The organism is Williamsia sp. R60 (genome assembly GCF_054063855.1).
Genome location: NZ_JBSSGR010000002.1, coordinates 1,117,910 through 1,140,333, shown reverse-complemented (window position 1 = coordinate 1,140,333; position 22,424 = coordinate 1,117,910). Strand labels below are relative to the sequence as shown.

The 22,424-nt window shown below is 63.5% G+C and carries 25 protein-coding genes, 1 tRNA gene and 1 pseudogene; 13 read left to right on the top strand and 14 right to left on the bottom strand.

Annotated elements, in window-relative coordinates:
- Window positions 1–16: 16 nt before the first annotated feature.
- The 4 genes from ACVWY6_RS12250 to ACVWY6_RS12235 form a co-directional block, all read right to left on the bottom strand.
- Complete coding sequence (locus ACVWY6_RS12250; protein ID WP_457538277.1) at window positions 17–715, bottom strand: TetR/AcrR family transcriptional regulator; 699 nt, start codon at window positions 713–715, stop codon at window positions 17–19.
- Complete coding sequence (locus ACVWY6_RS12245) at window positions 666–2,948, bottom strand: MMPL family transporter (protein WP_457538276.1); 2,283 nt, start codon at window positions 2,946–2,948, stop codon at window positions 666–668. The genes ACVWY6_RS12250 and ACVWY6_RS12245 overlap by 50 nt, the downstream gene beginning before the upstream one ends.
- A 133-nt stretch (window positions 2,949–3,081) precedes the next feature.
- On the bottom strand, window positions 3,082–4,260 hold the full coding sequence (locus ACVWY6_RS12240; RefSeq protein ID WP_457538275.1) for an oxygenase MpaB family protein: 1,179 nt from the start codon (window positions 4,258–4,260) through the stop codon (window positions 3,082–3,084).
- A 31-nt stretch (window positions 4,261–4,291) separates the two neighbouring features.
- Window positions 4,292–4,963 (bottom strand): TetR/AcrR family transcriptional regulator, encoded by a 672-nt coding sequence (locus ACVWY6_RS12235; RefSeq protein WP_084248573.1) that lies wholly within the window; start codon window positions 4,961–4,963, stop codon window positions 4,292–4,294.
- 261 nt (window positions 4,964–5,224) lie between these two features.
- On the opposite strand from ACVWY6_RS12235, the gene ACVWY6_RS12230 reads away from it, so the two are divergent.
- Window positions 5,225–5,298, top strand: a tRNA-Leu gene (locus ACVWY6_RS12230).
- A 2-nt stretch (window positions 5,299–5,300) separates the two neighbouring features.
- Here the strand turns inward: ACVWY6_RS12230 and ACVWY6_RS12225 are convergent.
- The 4 genes from ACVWY6_RS12225 to ACVWY6_RS12210 are packed head-to-tail and all read right to left on the bottom strand — an operon-like array spanning window position 5,301 to window position 8,969.
- Entirely contained in the window at window positions 5,301–6,308 is a 1,008-nt protein-coding gene (locus tag ACVWY6_RS12225; RefSeq protein WP_457538272.1) for a glycine betaine ABC transporter substrate-binding protein, read from the bottom strand.
- On the bottom strand, window positions 6,305–7,075 hold the full coding sequence (locus ACVWY6_RS12220) for an ABC transporter permease (protein ID WP_023962997.1): 771 nt from the start codon (window positions 7,073–7,075) through the stop codon (window positions 6,305–6,307). Before ACVWY6_RS12220 ends, ACVWY6_RS12225 begins: the two co-directional genes overlap by 4 nt.
- Window positions 7,072–8,274, bottom strand: coding sequence for an ABC transporter ATP-binding protein (locus tag ACVWY6_RS12215; protein ID WP_457538604.1), 1,203 nt, complete (start codon window positions 8,272–8,274; stop codon window positions 7,072–7,074). Before ACVWY6_RS12215 ends, ACVWY6_RS12220 begins: the two co-directional genes overlap by 4 nt.
- A gap of 47 nt (window positions 8,275–8,321) precedes the next feature.
- Window positions 8,322–8,969: an ABC transporter permease gene (locus ACVWY6_RS12210; protein WP_023962993.1), complete on the bottom strand. Its 648-nt coding sequence runs from the start codon at window positions 8,967–8,969 to the stop codon at window positions 8,322–8,324.
- 340 nt (window positions 8,970–9,309) lie between these two features.
- Here ACVWY6_RS12210 and ACVWY6_RS12205 point away from each other — a divergent pair, with 340 nt between their 5' ends.
- From ACVWY6_RS12205 to ACVWY6_RS12195, 3 genes are all read left to right on the top strand, one after another.
- Window positions 9,310–9,789 carry a carboxymuconolactone decarboxylase family protein gene (locus tag ACVWY6_RS12205; RefSeq protein ID WP_457538270.1) on the top strand — a complete coding sequence of 160 codons (480 nt, stop codon included), beginning with the start codon at window positions 9,310–9,312 and terminating at the stop codon, window positions 9,787–9,789.
- Window positions 9,790–9,867: 78 nt separating this feature from the next.
- Window positions 9,868–10,071 (top strand): DUF3072 domain-containing protein, encoded by a 204-nt coding sequence (locus ACVWY6_RS12200; RefSeq protein WP_030170844.1) that lies wholly within the window; start codon window positions 9,868–9,870, stop codon window positions 10,069–10,071.
- A 156-nt stretch (window positions 10,072–10,227) separates the two neighbouring features.
- Complete coding sequence (locus ACVWY6_RS12195; RefSeq protein ID WP_020108824.1) at window positions 10,228–10,431, top strand: cold-shock protein; 204 nt, start codon at window positions 10,228–10,230, stop codon at window positions 10,429–10,431.
- A 162-nt stretch (window positions 10,432–10,593) separates the two neighbouring features.
- Here ACVWY6_RS12195 and ACVWY6_RS12190 read toward each other — a convergent pair whose 3' ends face one another.
- Both ACVWY6_RS12190 and ACVWY6_RS12185 read right to left on the bottom strand, forming a co-directional pair.
- A complete protein-coding gene (locus ACVWY6_RS12190; protein ID WP_116915863.1) occupies window positions 10,594–10,797 on the bottom strand; it encodes a hypervirulence associated TUDOR domain-containing protein in 204 nt (67 codons plus the stop codon).
- Between the two features lie 53 nt (window positions 10,798–10,850).
- Window positions 10,851–12,533, bottom strand: coding sequence for a DUF7800 domain-containing protein (locus tag ACVWY6_RS12185; protein ID WP_457538268.1), 1,683 nt, complete (start codon window positions 12,531–12,533; stop codon window positions 10,851–10,853).
- 131 nt (window positions 12,534–12,664) lie between these two features.
- Here ACVWY6_RS12185 and ACVWY6_RS12180 point away from each other — a divergent pair, with 131 nt between their 5' ends.
- The 5 genes from ACVWY6_RS12180 to ACVWY6_RS12160 all read left to right on the top strand — a co-directional run bounded on the left by ACVWY6_RS12180 (window position 12,665) and on the right by ACVWY6_RS12160 (window position 15,971).
- Window positions 12,665–13,183, top strand: a complete 519-nt coding sequence (locus tag ACVWY6_RS12180) for a mycothiol transferase (protein WP_031333571.1) — start codon at window positions 12,665–12,667, stop codon at window positions 13,181–13,183.
- 45 nt (window positions 13,184–13,228) lie between these two features.
- Entirely contained in the window at window positions 13,229–13,708 is a 480-nt protein-coding gene (locus tag ACVWY6_RS12175) for a MarR family winged helix-turn-helix transcriptional regulator (RefSeq protein ID WP_400726101.1), read from the top strand.
- Complete coding sequence (locus ACVWY6_RS12170; RefSeq protein ID WP_023962981.1) at window positions 13,705–14,127, top strand: organic hydroperoxide resistance protein; 423 nt, start codon at window positions 13,705–13,707, stop codon at window positions 14,125–14,127. Before ACVWY6_RS12175 ends, ACVWY6_RS12170 begins: the two co-directional genes overlap by 4 nt.
- A gap of 129 nt (window positions 14,128–14,256) precedes the next feature.
- Window positions 14,257–14,565, top strand: a complete 309-nt coding sequence (locus ACVWY6_RS12165; RefSeq protein WP_400726098.1) for a hypothetical protein — start codon at window positions 14,257–14,259, stop codon at window positions 14,563–14,565.
- Window positions 14,562–15,971, top strand: coding sequence for a carotenoid oxygenase family protein (locus ACVWY6_RS12160; RefSeq protein WP_457538265.1), 1,410 nt, complete (start codon window positions 14,562–14,564; stop codon window positions 15,969–15,971). Before ACVWY6_RS12165 ends, ACVWY6_RS12160 begins: the two co-directional genes overlap by 4 nt.
- A 19-nt stretch (window positions 15,972–15,990) precedes the next feature.
- On the opposite strand, the gene ACVWY6_RS12155 is transcribed toward ACVWY6_RS12160, so the two are convergent.
- The 4 genes and pseudogenes from ACVWY6_RS12155 to ACVWY6_RS12140 form a co-directional block, all read right to left on the bottom strand.
- Window positions 15,991–16,728: an SIMPL domain-containing protein gene (locus ACVWY6_RS12155; protein WP_457538263.1), complete on the bottom strand. Its 738-nt coding sequence runs from the start codon at window positions 16,726–16,728 to the stop codon at window positions 15,991–15,993.
- On the bottom strand, window positions 16,707–16,943 hold the full coding sequence (locus tag ACVWY6_RS12150) for a hypothetical protein (RefSeq protein ID WP_457538261.1): 237 nt from the start codon (window positions 16,941–16,943) through the stop codon (window positions 16,707–16,709). Before ACVWY6_RS12150 ends, ACVWY6_RS12155 begins: the two co-directional genes overlap by 22 nt.
- A gap of 38 nt (window positions 16,944–16,981) precedes the next feature.
- Window positions 16,982–17,347, bottom strand: a pseudogene (locus ACVWY6_RS12145) (protein kinase domain-containing protein); the annotation flags it as partial.
- Between the two features lie 139 nt (window positions 17,348–17,486).
- Window positions 17,487–18,299 (bottom strand): TetR family transcriptional regulator, encoded by an 813-nt coding sequence (locus ACVWY6_RS12140; RefSeq protein ID WP_457538259.1) that lies wholly within the window; start codon window positions 18,297–18,299, stop codon window positions 17,487–17,489.
- 170 nt (window positions 18,300–18,469) lie between these two features.
- On the opposite strand from ACVWY6_RS12140, the gene ACVWY6_RS12135 reads away from it, so the two are divergent.
- The 4 genes from ACVWY6_RS12135 to ACVWY6_RS12120 are packed head-to-tail and all read left to right on the top strand — an operon-like array spanning window position 18,470 to window position 22,421.
- Window positions 18,470–19,564 (top strand): ferredoxin reductase, encoded by a 1,095-nt coding sequence (locus ACVWY6_RS12135; protein WP_457538257.1) that lies wholly within the window; start codon window positions 18,470–18,472, stop codon window positions 19,562–19,564.
- Window positions 19,565–19,606: 42 nt separating this feature from the next.
- Window positions 19,607–20,722: a fatty acid desaturase family protein gene (locus ACVWY6_RS12130; RefSeq protein WP_033335513.1), complete on the top strand. Its 1,116-nt coding sequence runs from the start codon at window positions 19,607–19,609 to the stop codon at window positions 20,720–20,722.
- 51 nt (window positions 20,723–20,773) lie between these two features.
- On the top strand, window positions 20,774–20,971 hold the full coding sequence (locus ACVWY6_RS12125) for a hypothetical protein (protein WP_023962967.1): 198 nt from the start codon (window positions 20,774–20,776) through the stop codon (window positions 20,969–20,971).
- Complete coding sequence (locus ACVWY6_RS12120; protein WP_062800593.1) at window positions 20,952–22,421, top strand: MFS transporter; 1,470 nt, start codon at window positions 20,952–20,954, stop codon at window positions 22,419–22,421. Before ACVWY6_RS12125 ends, ACVWY6_RS12120 begins: the two co-directional genes overlap by 20 nt.
- Window positions 22,422–22,424: the final 3 nt, after the last annotated feature.

Here is a 22,424-nt window from a genome sequence, read left to right as displayed (position 1 = left end):
CACCCCGCGAATGGAGTCACGAATCGGGACCTCGGCGGCTTCGCTGTTCGACGATGAAGTCGCGGATCTTCGTGGGCCCGACGTCTCCACCGATCAAGTCCTTGGTGGCCCGCCCGAGGCACACAGAAGTCAGGACTCTTTCGGCGAGTTCGTAATCCTCGCCGATCGCAATGTAAGGCTTTGCGATCATCAACGCGGCGACTCCGTGTGCGGCGGTCCACAACTCGAGCACCACGGGGGTCGGGTCGCCCTTGTCGACGAACCCCTCGTCCATCAAACGCTCGATCGTCTCGGCGAAATGAACAAAAGCCGACTGCCCGAGAACGGCGTCGGCATCGGTGCCCTCGGCGCAGACCTTCATGGTCGCCACCCGGTACAGTTCCGCGTTCTCGACCGCAAAACGCACATAGGCCATCCCCTGCGCATGTGCCGCTTCCCAGCTGTCCTCGTGCTCGGCCCCGGCAGCCCGCATCACTTCGTCCAGTCGGGTGAAGTACTGCGCGACCACTTCGTCGATCAGTGTGTCCTTGTCCGCGAAGTGGATATAGATCGACGGCGGCGTGACCCCTACCCGATTGGCGACAGCACGGATCGAGACCGCTGACTCGTCTCCACTCTCGAGAAGCAATTCGGTTGCAGCGGTGAGGATCTCCGCGCGCAGTTGCTCACCCGAGCCGCGAGGGGACCTGCGGCGCCTCAGTCGCTCGACTGTCATGGCCACCTTCCTCACTCAGACCGAACCTGTCATGGAACTTGCGTAGGGGCGCCGGTGCCCACCAGTTTGCCCGTCCGGCGATCTTCATGAATGCAGGAACGAGGAACATGCGGATCAACGTCGCGTCCATCAAGACCGCCAACGCGAGACCGACACCGAACATCCGCATGAAAGACACCTGCGAGAAGGCGATTCCGGCAAAGACGATGGCCATCAGCAGCGCGGCGGCCGTCACAACCCGGCCGGTTCGGGCCAAGCCGTACGCGACCGCGTGATCGTTGTCCGCCCTGGTCCTGCCGGACTTGAGCCACTCTTCCCGTATCCGCGACAGCAAGAACACCTCGTAGTCCATCGACAACCCGAAAGCGATGCAGAACATGAGTACGGGCATGTTGGCGATGAGCGTGCCGGTGGTGGTGCTTCCGAGCCCTCCGAGATTGCCATCCTGGAAGATCCAGACCATCGCGCCGAATGTCGCCGTCAGCGAGAACACGTTGAGCACCAGCGCTTTCACCGGTAGCAGCACCGAACCGGTGAGCAGGAACAACAGGATGAACGTCGTCACGACGATGACAACAAACACCTCGGGTAGGTGGTCGATGATGCTGTTGACGTTGTCGATGTTCTGCTGTGCCAGACCGCTGAACAACGTCTCGGCGGGTGCCGGCACCTCACGAAGCGCGTCGAGCTGGTCCTGACCGCGTTCGGAGAACGGATCGACGGTCGAGGAGACGGTGATATAGGCGGCGTTGTCGGCGGTCATGTTGTTGCCACCGTTGCCCACCCGTTGTCCGTCGACGAACGTTCCGACCGGGGTGGTGACCGCGGTGACGTCGGCCACCTGGGAGAGGTCCTGGCCATACCGCGACATCGCGGGCTCGTCGAGGTCGCGGGCCTCCGGGATCACGATGTTGACGGACGCGGATGCGTTCTGCGAATAGTCTTCTCGCAGTTCGTCACCGAGTACGCGCGCAGACGCCGACTCCGGGAGCACACGGTCGTCCGGGTAGCCGAACTTGATACCGAGGAACGGGGCACCCAGGACGAGGAGCAACGCGACGACGGCCAACCCGACCGGGACGGCATGACGCAGGACAAACTGTGTGGAGCGGTACCACATCGACTCTTCGGGTTCGGGCACACGCGGTTCGTCTCGGCCGAGGAGCCTCCGGATGGGCCTGCGTACATCGAGTGAGTCGATGCGCGGGCCGAGCACAGCGATGATTGCCGGTGCCACCACGAGCGCGGCAGCGGCGGCCAGCGCCACCACGGCCAGTCCCGCATAGGCGAACGAGCGCAGGAAGTACATCGGGAAGATCGCCATCGCAGCGAGCGAAAAGGCCACTGTCACAGCGGAGAACAGAACTGTGCGGCCTGCCGTCGCGACGGTGACGACAAGGGCGTCATCCCGGTTCCGTCCGGCCTGCACTTCTTCTCGGTAGCGGTTGATGATCAAGAGTGTGTAGTCGATGGCCAGCGCGAGCCCCATGGCCGTCGTCAGATTGAGGGCGAAGACGGACACGTCGGCGAAGAGTGTGAAACCTCGCAGCACAGCCGTTGTTCCGATGATCGCGAAGATACCGATCGCCAGCGGTAGCACTGCCGCGGTGAGTCCTCCGAACACCCAGATGAGAAGCAGGAAACTGATCGGGATCGCCACTGCCTCAGCGACGAACAGGTCACGGCTGGTCTGTTCGTTGACCTGTGAGTAGACCATCGCCTGTCCCCCGACGAGAACGTCGATCCCGGGGAACTGGCCGGTGAAAGACGGGGCGCTGAAACGATCTTCGATCATCCTGCCGTTGCCCGCAGCGTCCTTGTCGCCCCCCGCGACCGTGAACGTGATCAGCCCGGATGTGCGGTCTTCGGAAATGAGCGCGGCTGCTGCTTCCGGGTTGTTCCACGCCGAGATGATCGGCCTCTCGACAAAACTCAACGACTCGAGTTCGCGCACCACGGCGTCTGCCGCGGTCCGCGCAGTATCGCTGTCGGAGATGTTGGGTGTTCCCGGCTCGTGCAGGCGGATGACCACCTGCAGGCCCCCGCGCTCGAAGGTGTCGCTCATCACCTCGATCGCCTTGGCAGATTCGGAATCCGGGTCCTGGAAACCGCCGGCGGCCAGCTGACCGGACACCGACGAGCCGAGGACCCCGCAGATGATGAGCAACAGCAGCGCTCCGGCCAGGACGCGCTTCGGGGCGGCGATGACGCCACGGGCCAACGAGGACAACACGGCAGATCCTTTCGAGTCATTCTCAAGTGATCGCCGTTAAGTTATCAGCACTATCTTAGCGGGGTCAATGCCATTTACCAGCGCTAATGATCGGGAAAAGGTCTGCAACCCATGCCCGACCAGAGCACGGGCACTACGCAACCGAGTCCACGTGGGCGATCTGTTGAGCGTCCATGCCCAGGCCCCACATGACAACCCGCATCTCGCGCCGGACCACCCGATCCTCGTCGCCGAGCAATCCGATCACCCGTGCCACCTCGCGGGCGCGAACCGCTGGCCTGGCCACATCGACGAGGTGATGCAACGGCGTGCGGCGAAGGCCCATCTTTCCCGCGGACGGTTTGTCCATCCATCGCGTCGAGATCGATGAAAACGACACGGACAACATGGGCCGCAGTACCGAGTTCATCATCGTGGCCAATGGACCCGGCATCAGCGGGATGTCTATCCGGTAGCCCTCCCGCAGCAATGCCCGGGTCAAGGTCTTCGACGCCTCATCTGGTTCGAGGTCGAATTGTGCTCCCACATCGAACAATTCGTTGGCGGCGCCGAAGTTGTTGGGCAGCAACTGCTCGTCCACCCCGATGACCCAGCCGATCCAGCGCCACAGATGCGCGATCGCTTCGTGCTCGGCTGCCGAGTACTGGATGCCGAGGTCGCGTGCCACCTTCATCGGCAACGCCAAGAACCCCCCACCGATGGTCAGGGCGCTGTACGTCTGGCTGATCGGGACGCCCCACTCGGTCACATCCCAGCCACCTTCGGTGATCAGATGGTGTCGGACCATCGCGTGGACCAGGCGGATCCGGAGAGTCTGCACCCAACCTGCATTGCCGGGAAGCATCTGACCCGGTGCCGTCGCCAGCGCGATCCAGCGACCGGTACCCAGCACACGGTCGTAGGTGTGCTCCTCGAACCGGCCGGTGGCCGCGAGCGGCCGGACGAATCCGCGCGCCTGATAGCCGTAGATCAACGACTGATAGAGCGTGCTGGACTGGAGGGTTCCGAACTTCCACCACGCTCGACCACCCGCTTGAGCGACGGCCGAGTCGAACCACGGCGGCGGCGTCGACGCAGCATCGAGCAGAGCCCGCAAACAGTGCGGCGCGTCGTCGATCAGACCGAGCGGATCGTCCAGGATTCGCAGGATGTCTCGCCAGCCATATCCTTCGAGGGCAAACATCTCCTCGATGGCGGCTTGGGCAAGCGGGTCACCCATATGCAACCCGGCCTCGAGCCGATCGACGAGGTCAGGATGGCGTTCGCGGACGACGTCCCAATTCGCTGCGCCTGTGATCTCCGATGCACCCATGAATCATGGTGTATTTAACAGGTGCTCGAGGTCAACCCTTGACCACTTCTCCGGCTTCGTCTGTCTCGACCGGCAGCTCGACCTCGGGCAGTCGCACCCGTTCGCCGCCCACGCCGGCAAAGCCGGCCCAGATCAGTTCGGTGATGTGGTCGACGAGTTCGGCACGATCCATCGTGGGCGTTTTGCTCCACCAGTCCACGGCGGTCCAGATGGCTCCGACCAGGGCACGCGCCCACGGCCCGGACGCCCGGGTGTCGGCCCCGAGCTGCGCCAGGGCTATGTCCAGGACCTGCTCGATGAATCCGGTGACCTCGGCCGAACCGACGCCGACCTGCATGCGTGGAGCCAGAACAGCTGCAAGCTTGCTGTTGTCCTCCATCCACCGGGCGAGGATGTCGATCACCGACCGCGTCTGTTCCTTGGGGTCGTGCAGGGTGTTCACCATGGTCCCGACCTCTAAGACGAGGTTTTGGGTGTGTCTCTGCGCGAGCGCGGCCAGGAGATCGCTGCGGTCGGCGAACGCCGCGTACACGGCCGAGCGGGTCAAGCCAGCTCGTTTCGCGACACCGGCGAGACCGAAATCGACCCCGTTTTCGATGATTTCCGCCTCAGCGGCATCAAGCAATTCCTCGCGCCGTGCCCCAGGATCGACACCGGGGCCAGGCGGTCGGCCGCGACTGCGTCGAGTGGATCCGTCAGACATGTCGTTCAGTTTGCCACTTTCCTTGCCTCACATAGTTGCCCGAGGTCAATTACGGCGATTCGTCACATGCCTGCGGCGAGTGAGCCGGCCGTCCCCGTCCACTTGTGCAGGTCGAAACAGCTTGTCTCGCGGTCAGCTCTTGGGCCGCCGATCGCTCGGGAGCGTTCAGACCGGCTTCCGCCCCGACTCGGCCGGGGGCCCCGCGGCGGCCCTGAGCTCCCGTGAGATTCTGGTCTCGCCCGGGATCCTGCGTCCGGGAACGCCCCCATAGCCCAATCGGCAGAGGCACCGGACTTAAAATCCGTCAAGTGTCGGTTCGAATCCGACTGGGGGCACCCTATTCCTTGGTGATGAACCCCTTGGACACCATCCAGTCGCGCGCGACGATGCTCGGATCCCGGCCGTCGACGTCGACCTGCTTGTTCAGATCGGTGATCACCTCGTTGGTGAGTGCCGCGGTGACCGGAGCGGTGACCGGCGCGATCTCGGGATGCTTCTCGAAGAAGCTCTCCTTCATCGTCACCGACGGGTTGTAGTGCGGGAAGAACTGCTTGTCGTCGGTGAGAACAACCAGGCCCAGACCGGCGATACGACCGTCCGTGGTGAACACCTCACCGAACTTGCATTGGCTGCCCGTCGACGTCGCCTGGTAGATGATGCCCACCTGCAGAATCGGCGTCTGAGCCTGAGCCGGGTCGAAACCGTAGGCGGCGGCCATCCCCGGGAAGCCGTCCTGACGGGCGCGGAACTCGGTGTCGACACACGTCGCCGCGGCGGCCGGATCGCGTTTGACGAGCTCGGCGTAGTCGGACAGCGTCGTCACACCGGTCTCGTCGATGACCTTCCTGCTGGCGGCCAGCGCGTAGGTGTCGTCCATCGGCCCGGGTTCGAGCCAGATCATGTCGTTGGCCGCGAGGTCCTCGTCCCGAACGGCCTCGAACTGCTCACGCGTATCGGCGATGGGCTTTTCGTGCCCGAGGTAATTGATCCATGCGTTACCGGTGAACTCGTACGCCACGTCCACCTGACCCGCCAGTTGCGCGTCGCGCGTGCTGCGTGAGCCCACGATGCCGGTCATGTCCCGCACGTCGGCGCCCGCTGCCACGAGGGTGAACTCGAGGATGTATCCCAGGATGACCTGCTCGGTGTACTCCTTCGATCCCACGGTGATCTTGACGCCCTTGAGCCCCTCGTTCTCCGTGATCGAACCCGGGCCCACCTTCAGCGGGACCGCGCCGCCCGACGACAGGCCACAGGCCCCCAGGACCACCGCGCACACGAGCGCAAAGACGATCGAGGGAAAGAGACGGCGAAACCCACGCGCCGAACGAGGCGTTGTGGTCATCCGCGCACCCCTTTCGGTCCGAGGTAGTGCTCGGCCAAGGCACCGAGCCAGTCGACGAGGAGTGCCAGACAGACTGCGAGGACACTGCCGAGGATCAGGGTGACGTTGTCGCGGAGTTTGTATCCGGTGTCGATCAGCACTCCGAGCCCCCCGGCATTGACGAGGAAACAGAGTGTCGCGGTTCCGACGGCCAGCACCAGTGACGTCCGCAGGCCGGCGAGGATGTACGGCACCGCCAGCGGCAGTTCCACCCGGAAGAGAATCGATGACGGGGACATACCCTGTCCCTGACCCGCGTCGATGAGCGATTTGTTCACCTGGTCGATGCCGAGGATCGTGCTGCTGAACACCGGGAGCAGCGAGTACACCGCGATCGGCAGTACCCCGATCCAGAACCCGGTCTCCCCTGTCCACAGGAAGAGCAGCACGAGCAGACCGACTGCCGGAGCCGCCTGTCCGATGTTCGCCACGCCGATGAACGGCGGACGAAGCAGTCGCGCGCGCCCGCGGGTGACCACGATCCCCAGCGGAACCCCCACCAGGACCACGATGAGTGTGACGGTGATGGTGATCAGCAGGTGCTGCCACACCAGTGTCGCCACGTTGCCGGCGCTGATGTTCACCTTCTGCGTGGCCGTCAGGTCACGGCTGAACGCCCAGACGATGACGGCGGCTGCGACGATGACCACGAGGATCGGTTGGATGATCAGGCGGAGCTTGTCCGCCACGCTGATGGAGGGCGCCGGCGCCTCGACGGCAGTGGTCATCGCGCGGCGTCCGACGAGCCCGCGGCGCCTGGGGCGTCCGAGTCGGTGTGCGCGCCATCGGCCGACGCCTTACGGAGGTTGGTGATGGTCGTGATGAGCGTTTCGAGGGTCACCACCCCCTGGTATCGATTGCCTGCTCCGGTGACCACGGCCGAGGCGTGATCCTCGGCGAGCATCGCCTCGAGTGCGTCCTGCAGGGTGGCCTGGATGCTGATCCACTCGTTGAGCGGTTCGGCGAACTCTTCGACGGTGCGGGCCTGCTGGAGACGGTTCTGCCGCACCCAGCTCACCGGCCGCTCGCGGTTGTCGAGGATGACAGCCCAATCATGTTCACTCGCTGCGAGTTCGGATCGCAGCGTGTCGACTGTCTCCCCGACGTGTGCGGTGGGCCGGGTCTCGAGGTCGATGTCCTTCACCCGGACAAGGCCCAGCTGCCGCAGCGAAGCCCCGGTTCCCACGAAACCGGCGACCGTGTCGTCGGCGGGATTGGCCAAGATCGCCTGCGGGGTGTCGTACTGCAAGATCTTGGACTGCTGACCGAGCACCGCGATGCGGTCGCCCAATTTGACCGCCTCGCTGAAGTCGTGGGTCACGAAGACGATCGTCTTACCCAATTCGCTTTGCAGACGCAGCAGTTCGTCCTGCAGCGAACTTCGGGTGATCGGGTCGACGGCACCGAAGGGCTCGTCCATGAGAAGGACGGGTGGGTCTGCCGCGAGGGCACGGGCGACGCCCACCCGCTGCTGCTGGCCGCCGGACAACTGCCGCGGGTACCGGCTCGCGTACTGGGCCGGATCGAGTCCGACCAGGTCGAGCAACTCGTCGACGCGGTTGGCGATGCGCTTCTTGTCCCACTTGAGCAGTCCTGGAACGAGGCCGATGTTCTGCCGGATCGTCATGTGCGGGAAGAGACCGGCCTGCTGGATCGAGTAGCCGATCGAACGTCGCAACTCCGTGGGTTTGATCGACAACGCATCCTTGTCGCCGATCGTGATCTTCCCAGACGTGGGCTCACTGAGCCGGTTGATCATCCGCATCGTGGTGGTCTTGCCGCACCCCGACGGGCCCACGAACACCACGACGTCACCGGCCGGGATATGCAGCGACACATCGTCCACCGCAGGTGTTTTGGATCCCGGGTAGGTCTTGGAGACATGGTCGAGCGTGATCTGCACGCCGGTCGGGTTCTCGGTACGCAGGGCCTTGGAAGCCGTGGCGGACTGCGGTGCGGCCGCTGGATGTTCTGTCACCGGATGCCTTTCGACGTTGTGAGTCGTCCGAGAAGTACGTAGAGAGCGTCGAGAACGAGGGCGAGTATGACGATCAGCAAGGTGCCGCTCAGTGCCATCGGAACCGCGGTCGGGCTACCGACGCGGGCAAGGCCCGCGAATATCAGGTTCCCCAGCCCCGGTCCCTTCACATACGCCGCGATCGCCAGGACACCCATCGCCATCTGCGTGCTCAGCCGCATGCCTGCGAGAATCGCCGGCCAGACCAACGGGAGTTCGACCCGTACGAGGGTGATCAGCCGGCCCATACCGATGCCCCGTGCCGCATCGATGAGCGCAGGCTCGATGTTGTTCATGCCGACGATGGTGTTGCGGATGATGGGCAGCAGCGAATACAGCACCAGCGCGGTGATGCTCGGGATGACGCCCAGCCCGACCAGCGGGATGAGCAGGCCCAACAGCGCGAACGAGGGCACGGTCAACACGGCGCTGGAGATGGATGTTGCGAGGTTGGATGCGATGTCGTTGCGGTAGGTGAGCAATCCGATCACCACTCCGATGACCGTCGCGATGACAACGCTCTGCATGACCGCACTGACGTGTTGATACGAGTCGAAGACCAATTGCGATTGGTGCGACGTGATGTAGTCCCACAACGCGTCCAAGCGATGCCCCGCTTCCCTCGGTCGTTCGGCCAACAAGCGACATCGCCGCCGTCTCGGCGTGGAGCCGCCGCAACGTGTTCGGTCATTATGTTGTCCGACCACGACCGCGCCAAACATCGCTTCTCGGAAAAAGGGCCCTCAGCTTCCACTGCAGCTGCGGCAAACCTGCACGTGGTGGCCACCCGGCGCGGCTGAGCAAGCCTTCAAATCACGATGAGTGAAACACCTTCAGCACGCCAGCTACGTCGATCGGGCCGAAAACTGAAACGTGTTCCTTATTCTGGACTTCGGACGACGCGGTAGATGCCGTGGTCGACACGAACGCAAGGATGGCGCCGTCATGATCATCGACGTTCCCCAGGACAAAGACCCGATTACCTATGTATGGGGTGAGATGGTGCCCGGCATCGGAGTCGCCGCGTCCACCTTTGCGATGAAGGTGTACTCCGACAGCACCCTGGGACTCCGCGAGTTCGAAGCCGCCCGACTCCGGATTGCGCAGATCAACGGATGTGTGTTCTGCCAGGACTGGCGCACCGAACGGGACGGGACGACGGTCGAGGACTCATTCGACCAGGCAGTTACCGAGTGGCGCACCACCGACGCGTTCGACACCCGTACGCGGCTGGCCGCGGAGTATGCCGAGCGATACGCCCTCGACCACCACGGACTCGACGACGACTTCTGGAAGAGGATGACCGCCGCCTACAGCCAGGCCGAGATAGTCGAGCTGAGCATGTGTCTCGGCTCATGGCTCGCCTTCGGTCGCCTCAACCGCGTGCTGGGCATCGACACGGCGTGCGTGTTGCCGAACCACTGACCGACCAACTGCGATTCACCGCGCCCGATCTCGAATCTTCGGTGGCCCGATCCGCGGCCGACAGGTACCGTCGAACACATGAGCGAATCAAACATCCAGCAGAATCCCGAAAAAGACCCTTCCGACTGGGTCACCGGCGATGAGCCCGCCACCGGACCGCAACAGAGCTACCTCGAAACCCTCGCCCAGGAAGCCGGCGAAGAGGTCCCGGACGACCTCAACAAGGCCCAGGCCTCAGAGATGATCGACAAGCTGCAGAGCGAGACCGGCCGCGGCCAATAGCCACGAACACCGCGTTCATCAGCCCCGCCCAGTGCCCGAGCGACGACGCGCAAACATTTTTCGCCCCTGCGCTATCGCTTTCGCCCAATCCGTGCAACACTATGTGCAGGGGCGTGTTCATGCGTTCTGCAGGAAAAAAGAGAGAAGTACTTTAATATGGCACAGGGAACTGTGAAATGGTTCAACGGCGAAAAAGGCTTCGGCTTCATCGCCCCCGACGGCGGTTCGGATGACGTCTTCGTTCATTACTCTGAGATCCAGGGCGGCGGCTTCCGCACCCTCGAAGAGAATCAGCGAGTCGAGTTCGAGATCGGCCAGGGCGCTAAAGGCCCGCAGGCCACCGGAGTAACCGCGATCTGAGATCGCCAGACTTCCAAAGAGTGGGTGACCAGCGAGAAATCGCCGGTCACCCACTTTTTTGTCTTCATTGCCGCTGAGCTCGGCCGCGCAGACCTCTCCGGCAAGGCATTTCGCCGTCGACACTCCCTCATGGATGTTTGACCGCGAGCGAGTATGGGTATGTCATTTCTTCTTCAATGACGATTCTTTGTGGGCGGCCTTCGAACCGCTCTTTGCGGACTCCACTATCCAATAGGGTTCGTCATCGCTTGCATTGAATTTCTGACCTGAAAAAGTAAAAGGTTTTGTTCTCTTCTCGACGGCTTTCCCTTCTGTCTCGCCTTGCGGGGTATTCCATGCCACTGAGTCGTTCTTACTGATGCTCATGTATCCGAGGGTAGCGATGCGCAGCCGGACGACAACTCCGTCCGGCCGAGCGATCAGGTCGTGAGCTGCATCTGGTGGGTTTGCACCAGCTTCTGCGACCCTCCCGGGCCGGTCTGCGCGTGGTCGACCCGCACAGATGCGGTGTCACCCTCGAGCCGCAGCGACATCACGCCGTTGTCGAACCAGGGCCCCGCCTCGGCCTGCCAGGTGATCGGATGGTCCTCCAGCCCGGCCCGGTGGGCGAGGAATCGCAGGAACCGGACCATCGGCTTCCGGATCGCGAGACGGTTCACCACGCGAATGGGCAGGTCAAGGGGATTCCGGAACGGCGACATGGTCAGTTGGTAGAGCACCGTCGAGTCGGTCGAGGTGCGTGTCAGCTCGGCCTCGGCGACATAGGAACAGTGCACATCGCCGGACAACCACAACGCACTCGCGGGCGGATTGGGACGATCGACGATCTCTTCGACCAGGCCGACCATGTCTTCGAACGACTTGCCAAAGGCGGCCCAGTGCTCGAGGTCCAGAGCGAGCCGCAGCTTCTCCCCCACCTTGCCCCAGCGTTTACCCCACGCGCCCTGCGCGACGGCTTCATTCCACTGCTCGAGGTGATGGAGCGCAGGCAACATCAGGTAGGGCAGAGACGTCCCGAAGACGATGTGGCGTGCATCGGTCCCAAGTGCCTGCTCGCGCAACCACTTCCACTCGGCTTCGTCGAGCATTGCACGCCGTTCGGGGGTCAGATCACGTGAGCAGCGCGAGTCGATCATGATGATCCGGGTGTTCCCGAGATCGCGGACATAACTCCACCGCGCCGATGTCGGCTCGCTGTCGGCGCGGAGCGAGAAGTCGGACAGCAGCTTTTCACGGTCTTCGGCCGTGGCCGCCCCGCGCACGGCCAGGTAGAGCTCGTCGTTCTGCAGCTCGTCCGGGGAGAGATTGCCGAGGTGCTGGTAGATCCAGTAGGACGAGAATGCCCCGACCACTCTCCGGTGCCACCACGGCTTCTGCTCGATGTCTTTTCGCCAGTCGAGCGACGAGTTCCAGTCGTCGCGCAGATCGTGGTCGTCGAGGATCATGCAGCTCGGGATGGTCGCCATCAACCCGGTGACCTGCTCGGCACCCCACGACTCCCGATACAGCCAAGTGTATTCCTCGAAATCGCAGATCTCCTCGAGCACTTCCTCTCCCAGTTCCGGGTCCTTCTGGGTCTCGCGACGAGTCCGTAGTCGCTCTTTGATCTCAGGGGACGGGTCGTCGGCATACACCTGATCCCCGAGAAGGAGAAGCAACTGCGGCCACTGCTCGGCGTCTTGATCCTTCACCCGTGCGGCCAGACCGGCGAGCCCGTCGGCCCCAATCGCCTTGAGCCGGTCCTCGTCGTATGTATCGCCGCGCCGGCACGAGCCGAACGCAACCGTCAGGGCGTCGTCCTCGGCCGCGGTCCGCAAGGTACCGCCTGCGGCCACCGTGGGAGAGGCTTCCACCACCGGATCCGCAGACGATCGCAACGTCACCGAATAGTCGACAACAGTGCCGGACGGCAGATCGACCAACTGCACGATGGCGAAGTGGTGCTCGTGTACGGACCACGTGTTCTCGGCACCGCTCTGGCCGGTCGAGGTCCGCACCTCCACAGTGCACTCACGATCGGTCTCCACCCAGATTGTGGCCCGCGTGTTGTCCACGTAGCGAAGGATGGGTCCGAGAACGAGGGTCGGCATTTCATTGCTCACACCCACACGGTTCCACCGATTGGTCCGATGTGCACCATTTCTGAGGTCACGCGCTCACGCCGGTGCCCATGAAGACGGTTTCGCGGGGTAGATGTGGAGTACGCCCATCAGAACTTGACGGAAGGAACACCGTGAACGAATCTGCACTCCTGACCGACGCGTTCGACCGGATCAAGGAAATCGTCCACGAGACACTCCAGGATCTGCCGGAGTCAGCCCTCACCTATCGGCCCGATCCGGAGGCGAACTCGATCGCCTGGTTGATCTGGCACCTCACCCGGGTGCAGGACGACCACGTCGCCGAAGTTGCCGGGACCGAACAGGTGTGGACCGGCGACGGGTGGGAGGCGCGGTTCGCGCTGCCCTTCGACACCGGCGCCATCGGATACGGGCAGACGTCAGACGAGGTCGGGCGGGTCGTCGCGAGCGCACAAGACCTTCTGGGCTATCACGATGCAGTGCATGCGAGCACGCTGTCGTATCTGCAGACCATCGGCTCCGACGATCTCGACCGGATCGTGGACGATCACTGGGATCCGCCGGTCACGCTCGCGGTGCGTCTCATCAGCGTCATCTCAGATGACCTGCAGCACGCCGGGCAGGCCGCGTACATCGCCGGATTGTTCGACCGGGCTTCGACCACTTCCTGACATGGCTTGGTTGTGCACAACTGAATTGTGGTCTACCATTTCGGCATGTCCGCACTTCGGCTTGATCAGCAACTCTGCTTCGCGCTGTATTCGGCGTCGCGGGCAACAACGGCCGCCTACCGGCCGATTCTCGATGAGCTCGGTCTGACCTATCCCCAGTACCTGGTCCTCCTGGTCCTGTGGGAGGACGAACCCATCACGGTCCGACGGCTCGGTGAACGGCTCCAACTGGATTCAGGAACCCTGTCCCCATTGCTCAAACGCCTCGAGTCCGCCGGCCTCCTGGTGCGTCAACGGACACCCGCCGATGAGCGATCGGTCGAGATCACGTTGACCGACAAGGGCCGCGACCTCGAACGCCGCGCGGAGTGCATACCTGAAAATCTCTTCGCGGCAACCGATCTGACAGAGCTCGAACTGACGAACTTGCGTGACGCGGCTCAGATGCTGACCGCCGCGTTACGACAGGCCGGCGCCGCTCAAGCCGGCAATCAGAACAACCGACAACGAAAGGCATTGAGATGAAAGCTCTTTACACCGCGGAGGCACTCGCCACCGGAGAAGGTCGCGACGGCCGCGCCCGCACCTCGGACGGCAAAGTCGACCTCGAACTCTCGATCCCCAAGGAAATGGGCGGGAACGGCGTCGGCACCAACCCCGAACAGCTCTTCGCAGCCGGATACGCCGCATGCTTCCACTCCGCCCTGCGGTTGGTGGCCGGCAAGGAGAAGGCGGATGTGTCTGACTCGGCCGTGGGCGCACGGGTCTCCATCGGCAGCCTCGACAACGGCGGCTTCGGGCTCGCCGTCGAATTAGAGGTGACATTGCCGAACGTCGACCACGACACCGCGCAGAAACTGACCGAGAAGGCTCACGAAGTGTGCCCCTACTCGAACGCCACCCGCGGAAACATCGACGTGAACCTGGTTGTCACCGACGACTGAACTGTGCCCGATGCATGATCGATAGCCCCCGAACGGCCGTGTCCGCGTATTACAATTCACGCGGCGCGGCCGTCGTGGTGTTCGCTCATCGGTTCTGCGCCCATCGACCGGGCTGCAGAAAGGCGACCGATGATCGAGGTTCGTGGTTTGTCCAACGAGACAGTGGTACTCGACGGCGAATGGTTCGAGAAACTTCGGGGAGGCACGTCCAAGACGCGACTCCCGGCGGGGTCCTTCGTATCCGCCGAAGTGAAAGAGATCGATCGCCGTAAGAAGCTGTTCGGCGGAGATCGGGAACAGCTCATCCAGATCACGTTGACCTTCGATCGCCCTCCCTTTGTCGGCTTGATGACACAGGCGGCGAATCGCGACAAGGTCGACGCACTACTCGCCGGCCTCGCAGCTGCCCGTGATCGCAGCCAGCCGCCGACGCAATGACCTCGCCCCACGTTCCCCGGCCCGCGGTGGTCGACATGGCGAACCACCCGTACCTGTCGGGAGTGTTTGCCCCGCAGCGCCGAGAAGTCGACGTCACCGGTCTCCCCATCACCGGTGAGCTCCCCTCGGACCTGGTGGGGAGCTATCTCCGCAACGGGCCCAACCCTCGCTTCGATCCGATCGGGAGTTACAACTACCCGCTTGACGGCGACGCGATGGTCCATCAGGTCGACTTCGACGGCACCACAGCGGGATACCGGAACCGTTTCGTCCGAACCCCGGCGGTGATCGCTGAGGAGAAGGCCGGCCGCGCCCTCTGGTCCGGGATCTTCGACCCCTATTCCCCCACCGCCGACGACCTCGGTCCGGGCGTTGCGAACACCGGGCGCGATCTCCCCGACATCAACGTCGTCAAACACGGGGGTCGGTTGCTGGCCATGGCCGAGACCGCTCCGCCGTATGCACTCGACCCTGGCGACCTCAGCACGATCGGCCGCGAGACATGCGATGGCGCAATGCTTGTCGGCAGCACAGCTCATCCGAAGATCGATCCGTCCAACGGCGAGATGGTCCTCTTCAACTACGCGTTCGAGGCCCCCTACCTCACCTGGTCGGTGGTGTCCGCAGACGGCACATGCACCCGCCCGCCCACAGCCATCGACGGCGTGAACGCACCGATGATGATTCACGACATGGCATTGACCGAGAAGTACGCGGTCATCTTCGTCTGCCCGCTGAAGTTCGACATCTTCGGGGCATTCGCCACCGGAGGGTCGCCACTGGAATGGCAGCCCGAACACGGCACCCGGATAGCGCTTGTTCCCCGGGACGGTTCAGCGGTGAAATGGATCGAGACAGAGGCATTCTGGGTGTGGCACTTCGCGAACGCCTACGACACCCCCACCGGAGAGGTGGTCATCGACTACGTCTGGTGGAATCAGCCGGAAGCCCTTGGCATCACGAACGATCCATCCGTCGGTAACATCACGCGCACAGTGCTCGACCCGGCGAAGGGGCGGTGCACGCACACCATCTTGAGCGACTCCGATGTCGAGTTCCCCAGGGTCGACGACCGTTTGTTGACCCGCCCACACGGCGCCATCGCCACCGCCGGACAGCTGCCGGGTGCGGCCGACGGCATCAACACTGTGTTCTTCGACAACCTGACGTCGGGTGGCCAGACGTTCTGGGACTCCGGATCGGTCAGCGTCGGCGAACCGATCTTCATGTCCGGGGACAGCAACAACTACTGGGGGACCATCGGTACCGACATCGAAACGATGATGTCTGCCTTCTACATCTTCCCCGAAGACAGTCCGGAGACCGGTCCGCTCTGCACCATCGACCTTCCCATCCGCGTGCCCGCGGGCCTGCACGGATGCTGGGTTCCGGGCTCGCCCAGATAGGGCATCGCAGGGGTAACGGCTATTTCAGTTGCCACTTCACCGTGACGGTGAAGCTGACTGTTTGCTGTCCGGGTTCCAGCGGCACTGCAGTGTCGACCATCGCCGACCGCATCTGATCGGAGGCCGAAACCTCTTGGCCACTCGTGGTTTCGTCGATGGTCAACACCTTGCCCAGCTCGTCTGCGGACAACCCGGCGTACTGTTGAGCGCGTTCTCGCGCGTCGTTGAACGCCTGCTCTCTCGCGTTGGTCACGAGCTCTGAGTCGTCGTCGATCACAAACGACACGTTGCTGATCCTGGTTGCATCACCTCCGGCATTGACCGCTGCCGTCAACACGTCGGAAGCTTTTGCCAGATCATGGATCTCGACTCGAAGTGAGTTGGTGGCCCGGTAGCCCGTGATCGCACTGGAACCGCCTGGAGAGGGCGTCGAGTAGTCCGGGGTGAGGGTGACCTGCTGGGTCTGTACGTCCTCCCGCGGTACACCGGCGTTGACCACCGCGTCGGTCAGTGCCTGAATGCTCGCGTTGGCCGCGTTGATGGCACCGGACACGTCGTCGCCCGTTGCCTCCACCCCGAGATCGGCACGCAGGGTATCCGGCGCGCCCTTCACCTCGCCGTTGCCGACAACCGTCACCGACCTCTGGTTCCCGGGATCGGACGGTTCGTCGCTGCCACATCCCACAGCGACCGCGAGCACCAGAGCGGCGCTGGTCAGGGCACAGCCAACTCGCGCTATTGGACGGCCTGATCGCATACGCCGGCGGGAAGTTGGTCGAGACGAGTGGACAGCCATGCGCTGACAGTATCGAGGATCGCCGTTCCGGCCTCGAAAGTGCCGGAATCGGCAGTGGTGGCCATCGCGATCGCAACGTCGCCGTTGGCTGTCGGCACGATCGCAAGCTGCCGTACGAGGTAACCACTGCCGACACCCGGCCCCCAACCGCCCTTGACGGCAGCGCCCTCAACCATGTGCATACCCCACTGTTGGTTACCTGCGACTTCCCGCCGGCCACCTGCTCGACGATCGAGACTGCACGGGAAGGATTCATCGCGCCGCCGCCACGAAGCACGGCACGTAGGTCGGCGCCGGCGACCAATCTCATATCGATGTACAGAACCCCGTCGATCTCGCCCCAGTCGTGAATAGGGACGACATGTGGCTCCTGCAGCCGGGCAGCAGCGTGCGACTCGCGCCGAAATCTCTCCTGATACGTCGGGTCTTGAGCAAGTTCGGGATTGAGGAGCTTCACCGCGACCGTACGGTCTTTCACCGTGTCGTACGCCCGATAGACCTCGCCCATTCCGCCCCGACCAATCAAAGCGTCAAGCCGGTAGACCCCGAACTGTGTGCCTGTCCGAGTGCCCTCGGTCATTGTTCGCCTCCGATTACCAGGTGCGATCCCCCGCGACCACTGAAAACCATCATCCTAGTTCGGCGTCGTGGCCAAAAAACAGGATTGTGGTCCGAACGTGCCACATATGGCTGGGGCGGGCGTTGGTAACGGTCCGTTGCTACGAATCAGCAGTCGCTGGTTCGTCCCGGTCGGTTTCCGCCTCTGCCGACGGCCCAGCTTCGCCGAGCTCCTCCAACGGTCGAGCTCCGCTCCGCTCCGTCTCCGCGGGCCGCCAACTCCCCATCCCCAAGAAGATCATCACGATCTGCTTCTCGGTCCGCTCGATGAGGTCGGCCTCTTCTTGGGTGTTGCGGCGATCGAGTTCGACCAATTCGGCAACCGCGTGCAGCATCACCGTCACGATCAGGTCGCCGGCGAGCTCGAGATCGTCGGCGGGCCACTCGGACAGCTCCGGGATGCGCGAGAGATCGATGGCGAGCTCGCGCGAGAACAACTTGAGTTCGGTGTCGATGGCGCGGCGGACCTCACTGATACCGCCGTATTGTTCGCGGACCAGAAACCGGAACTGTGCTTCGTTGGCGTGCGCCTGCCGGACCAGCACCGCCAGCGACTCCTTCGCCGTCGGCACCGCTGCTCGAGCTGCGAGGTCACGACGTCCTTCTCGCAACATCCTGCGCAAGGTCCGCATCGCGTCTTCGACGAGCGTGACACCGACCTCTTCCATCGACGCGAAGTGGCGATAGAACGCAGTCGGAACGATGCCCGCACGTTTGGTGACCTCACGCAGGCTGATCGAGGAGAAGCTGCGTTCTCCCACCAACTCCAGGGTCTGATCGAGCAATGCCTGTCGAGTGCGGCTCTTTTGTTCGGCTCGCGTCCGCGTCGCGTCGGCAATTCGTTCGGTGGAGGCCGAGTCACGACGTGCAGCACTTCGGCTACTCGAACTGTGGTGTTTCGAACTCCGCGACACGCAGGTCAGTGTACGTCCGTGCACCGGCCGATTCGGATACCGCGTCCGGCCCGCGCTGCGAAAGACCTGCAGAAGGTGATGGCGGTTACACCGAGAACCCTTGACTTCGCCGACCCCTGGGATGCGACACTGTTTGTGTACAGTTGTTCACTGAACGGAAGGAAGTGCGGATGCCGAAGTCACTCTCCGGAATTCTCGGCTCGGTGCTCGAAGTAGCCCTGACGCCCCACCCTGTGGACCGCTATCTCGAACTGTTCGACCCTCGCATCACCTGGAGTGATCTTCGGGCCGAAGTACTACGGGTCGATCGCCGCTCACCGCGATCGGTAACCCTCACCCTCAGGCCGACCCGTCAGTGGACGGGCTTTGAACCGGGGCAATTCGTGCAGCTCAGCACCGTGATCAATGGTGTTCGGCACAGCCGTTGCTACTCACCCGCCAGCAGCGCGAAACGCCAGGATGTCATCGAGCTGACCCTGACCGCGCACGACGACGGATTCGTCTCCAAGCACCTGCGCGACAACGCGCAGGCGGGCCAGGTCCTCGGCCTCCAGCCGGCCACCGGGACGTTCACGATGCCGTCGGATCGTCCCGATTCGATGCTGTTCATCAGCGGCGGGAGCGGCATTACACCCGTGCTCTCAATGTTGAGAACACTTGTTGACGAAAAGCACCAGGGCAACGTCACGTTCGTCCACTATGCGCGCAGTCCGCAGGACCACCCGTACGCCGACGCGCTGGCTTCGATCGCCACTGCCCGCCCCGACTGGACGATCACCACCCACTTCACCCGACCCGGCGACGAGCAGTCGGCCGCGGGTTCGGCGCGCACGTACTTCTGCGCCGAACACCTCTCCGCTGTGGATCTCGCCACCACCGAGGTGTTCCTCTGCGGGCCTCCGGCACTGCACGAGTCCGTCACCGATCACCTCGGTGCCAACGGCGCCGAGGAACGGCTGCACACCGAGCAGTTCGTACTGGTGACCCCGGCAGCCGACGACGGCGCTCCGGCGCACGGTCGGCTGCAATTCGCCGGAAGCGGCAAAGAGACCGACAACGACGGCTCGTCGATTCTCGAGCAGGCAGAGAACACCGGTCTGTCACCCGAGTTCGGCTGCCGGATGGGGATCTGCTTCTCCTGCAGTGCGGTCAAGAAGTCCGGGCTGACGAAGAACATCCTCACCGGTGAGACCGACAGCGAAACCGACAAGCACATCCAGCTCTGCATCAGCGCGCCGGTCGGCGACTGCGTCATCGACATCTGACGCCCGCCCGCCAACGCCCACCCACCACATTCAGGAGTCCTCATGACAAGTACTCAACTGGTTCTCACGGACGATCAGGTCGACGAGCTCGGTCGCGAGCTCGACGCCCTCAAAGCACGGGTCGTCGCCGACCTCGGCGAAGCCGACCGCGAATACATCTACTCGATCATCAAGGCTCAGCGCACCCTCGAGGTCGCCGGCCGCGCACTCATGTACTTCCCGTTCATCCCGCCGGCCTGGCTCGCCGGAGTCGGGGCACTGAGCGTGTCGAAGATCCTCGACAACATGGAGATCGGCCACAACGTGATGCACGGCCAGTACGACTGGATGCGCGAGCAGAGCCTGAACTCGCGCGAATTCGAGTGGGACACAGTCTGTCCCGCCGACCAGTGGCGCCACAGCCACAACTACATGCACCACACCTTCACCAACATCGTCGGCCAGGACCGCGACATCGGCTACGGCATCCTGCGCATGGACCGCGACCAGAACTGGAACCCCTACTACCTGGGCAACCTGATCTGGGCCAGCGCCCTGATGGTCCTGTTCGAGTGGGGTGTGATGCTGCACGACCTCGAGGTGGAGAACATCGTCCAGGGCAAGCGCAAGTGGACCGACATCAAGGGTCTCGCCAAGGGAATGTGGCGCAAAGCCCGCCGCCAGGTCCTCAAGGACTACGTGGTCTACCCGGCGCTCACCGGACCGTTCTTCGTCACCACGCTGGTCGGCAACGTCAGCGCCAACCTCATCCGTAACCTGTGGACCTTCTCGATCATCTTCTGCGGCCACTTCCCTTCGGGCGTACAGACTTTCACCCAGGAAGAGACCGAGAACGAGACCCGCGGCCAGTGGTACCTGCGGCAGATGCTTGGGTCGGCCAACATCACCGGCACACCCCTGTTCCACATCATGAGCGGCAACCTGTCGCACCAGATCGAGCACCACCTGTTCCCGGATATCCCGGCCAACCGGTACCCGCAGATCGCAGGCGAGGTCAAGGAACTGTGCGAACGATACGGATTGCCTTACAACACCGGCAGTTTCAGCCACCAGATCGGCTCGACCTGGCGCAAGATCGCGCGTCTGTCCCTTCCGAATTTCCTGGTGGCAGATGACGCCCAGTTCAGTGTTAAGGTCGAGTCCAAAGTCGCCGCTTAGCACCCGTCACCAGGGGCTGGGCCGCTGTCAGCGCAGACACGGAAGGGTCCCATGGTCTCGCGATTCGAGCGAAACAAAGACACAGCCCAGGAGATGATCGAGTCGACCGCCCACCGGGTGGGACGGATCGCCTCGATCATCACCGGGGCGGTCATCGATGTGACACGGGAGATCGGCGACCTGATCTCCGACGGTATCGAGATGCGGGAAGCGGCGAAGAAAGCTCGGGATGACAAACCCGACGTATAAACGCCGCAATCTCGCGATGGCGATATTGACCTTCGCGATGTTCATGGATCTGATGGACGTCACGATCGTCAATGTCGCCATTCCGTCCATCCGGGACGATCTCGGGGCCAGCCCGGCACAGATCGAGTGGCTCGTCGGCGGGTACGTCCTGGCGTTCGCGGGCGTTCTGATCACCGCCGGCCGGCTCGGCGACCGCTACGGCCGCCAACGGATCTTCCTCATCGGAATCATCGGATTCACCCTCGCGTCTGTCCTGGCCTCCACCGCCCAGACCGGCAGCATCCTGGTCGCCTCGCGTGTACTGCAGGGATTCTTCGCCGGATTGATGGTTCCTCAGGTGCTCGCCAGCGTGCAGGCGCTGTACCGCCCCAAAGAGCGGGCACCGATCTTCGCCATCCTGGGAACCATCACGGCCATGGCAGCGGTGATCGGGCCGGTCCTCGGCGGCTGGCTGGTCACCAACAACCCCATCGGCGGCGAGTGGCGCTCCATCTTCTTCATCAACCTGCCGATCGGCATCGTCATCGCGATCGCCGGGTACTTCCTGGTCCCCAACACCAAATCCGAGGAAGTCCGCGACCTCGACATCGTGGGTGTGGTGCTGGCGGTGGGCGGCGTGCTGCTGCTCGTCTACCCGCTCGTCGAGGGCCGCCAGCTCGGTTGGCCCGCCTGGTCATTCGTTCTGATGGCGTTGTCGCCTGTGGTGCTGACCGCGTTCGTCTTCCAGCAGAAGCGGCGGACGATCACCGACGCGCTGATCCCCCTACGCCTGTTCGGTAACCGCGGGTTCGTGGGCGGATCGGCCATCCAGTTCCTCTTCCAGGGGTCGATCACCTCGTTCTTCCTGATCCTCGCCCTCTACGTGCAGGTGGGTCTCGGATTCGAGGCCATCGCGGCAGGCGCGATGACACTGCCCTTCAGCATCGGGGCGGTGTTGGCCGCCGGTGTCGCAGCCGCACTGACCACCCGTCTCGGCCGGAACCTTCCGCTGATCGGGGGGCTGATGATGAGCTCGGGAACCGCCTGGACCATCGCCACGATCCGGTCCGCGGACGAGGGCTTCTCGAGCTGGGACACCGTGATCCCGATGGGTCTGGCCGGGCTGGGCCTGACCATCATGCTGGTTCCCCTGCTCGACATCGCGCTGTCGACTGTCGACGTGGAGGACTCGGGAGCGGCGTCAGGCACTCTCAACACGTTCGCGCAGATCGGCGGCGCAGTCGGCGTCGCCGTCACCGGTGTGCTGTTCTTCGGGGAGGCTGGACGCTACTCACAGCCAGAGTTGTTGCACGCGTTGTCGATTGCTGCCTGGGTTCCCATCTGCGGCTACGCATTGTGTGCCGCGGCGAGCTTCCTGCTGCCCGGGCTGGGTGCGGTGCGCAAGCATGCCGAAGAGCAGGAGCGTATCGCTGAGCTCGAGGAAGCCCGGCTCGCCGCCGAAGCCCGATGATGA

Coding starts and splice junctions, on each gene's coding strand:
- ACVWY6_RS12235 (WP_084248573.1), bottom strand. CDS start 4,963: ATGTCTGACGGATCCACTCGACGCAGTCGCGGCCGACCGCCTGGCCCC.
- ACVWY6_RS12160 (WP_457538265.1), top strand. CDS start 14,562: ATGACCTCGCCCCACGTTCCCCGGCCCGCGGTGGTCGACATGGCGAAC.
- ACVWY6_RS12175 (WP_400726101.1), top strand. CDS start 13,229: ATGTCCGCACTTCGGCTTGATCAGCAACTCTGCTTCGCGCTGTATTCG.
- ACVWY6_RS12195 (WP_020108824.1), top strand. CDS start 10,228: ATGGCACAGGGAACTGTGAAATGGTTCAACGGCGAAAAAGGCTTCGGC.
- ACVWY6_RS12125 (WP_023962967.1), top strand. CDS start 20,774: ATGGTCTCGCGATTCGAGCGAAACAAAGACACAGCCCAGGAGATGATC.
- ACVWY6_RS12205 (WP_457538270.1), top strand. CDS start 9,310: ATGATCATCGACGTTCCCCAGGACAAAGACCCGATTACCTATGTATGG.
- ACVWY6_RS12120 (WP_062800593.1), top strand. CDS start 20,952: ATGACAAACCCGACGTATAAACGCCGCAATCTCGCGATGGCGATATTG.
- ACVWY6_RS12155 (WP_457538263.1), bottom strand. CDS start 16,728: ATGCGATCAGGCCGTCCAATAGCGCGAGTTGGCTGTGCCCTGACCAGC.
- ACVWY6_RS12170 (WP_023962981.1), top strand. CDS start 13,705: ATGAAAGCTCTTTACACCGCGGAGGCACTCGCCACCGGAGAAGGTCGC.
- ACVWY6_RS12130 (WP_033335513.1), top strand. CDS start 19,607: ATGACAAGTACTCAACTGGTTCTCACGGACGATCAGGTCGACGAGCTC.
- ACVWY6_RS12220 (WP_023962997.1), bottom strand. CDS start 7,075: ATGACCACTGCCGTCGAGGCGCCGGCGCCCTCCATCAGCGTGGCGGAC.
- ACVWY6_RS12135 (WP_457538257.1), top strand. CDS start 18,470: ATGCCGAAGTCACTCTCCGGAATTCTCGGCTCGGTGCTCGAAGTAGCC.
- ACVWY6_RS12190 (WP_116915863.1), bottom strand. CDS start 10,797: ATGAGCATCAGTAAGAACGACTCAGTGGCATGGAATACCCCGCAAGGC.
- ACVWY6_RS12165 (WP_400726098.1), top strand. CDS start 14,257: ATGATCGAGGTTCGTGGTTTGTCCAACGAGACAGTGGTACTCGACGGC.
- ACVWY6_RS12150 (WP_457538261.1), bottom strand. CDS start 16,943: ATGGTTGAGGGCGCTGCCGTCAAGGGCGGTTGGGGGCCGGGTGTCGGC.
- ACVWY6_RS12200 (WP_030170844.1), top strand. CDS start 9,868: ATGAGCGAATCAAACATCCAGCAGAATCCCGAAAAAGACCCTTCCGAC.
- ACVWY6_RS12240 (WP_457538275.1), bottom strand. CDS start 4,260: ATGGGTGCATCGGAGATCACAGGCGCAGCGAATTGGGACGTCGTCCGC.
- ACVWY6_RS12225 (WP_457538272.1), bottom strand. CDS start 6,308: ATGACCACAACGCCTCGTTCGGCGCGTGGGTTTCGCCGTCTCTTTCCC.
- ACVWY6_RS12250 (WP_457538277.1), bottom strand. CDS start 715: ATGACAGTCGAGCGACTGAGGCGCCGCAGGTCCCCTCGCGGCTCGGGT.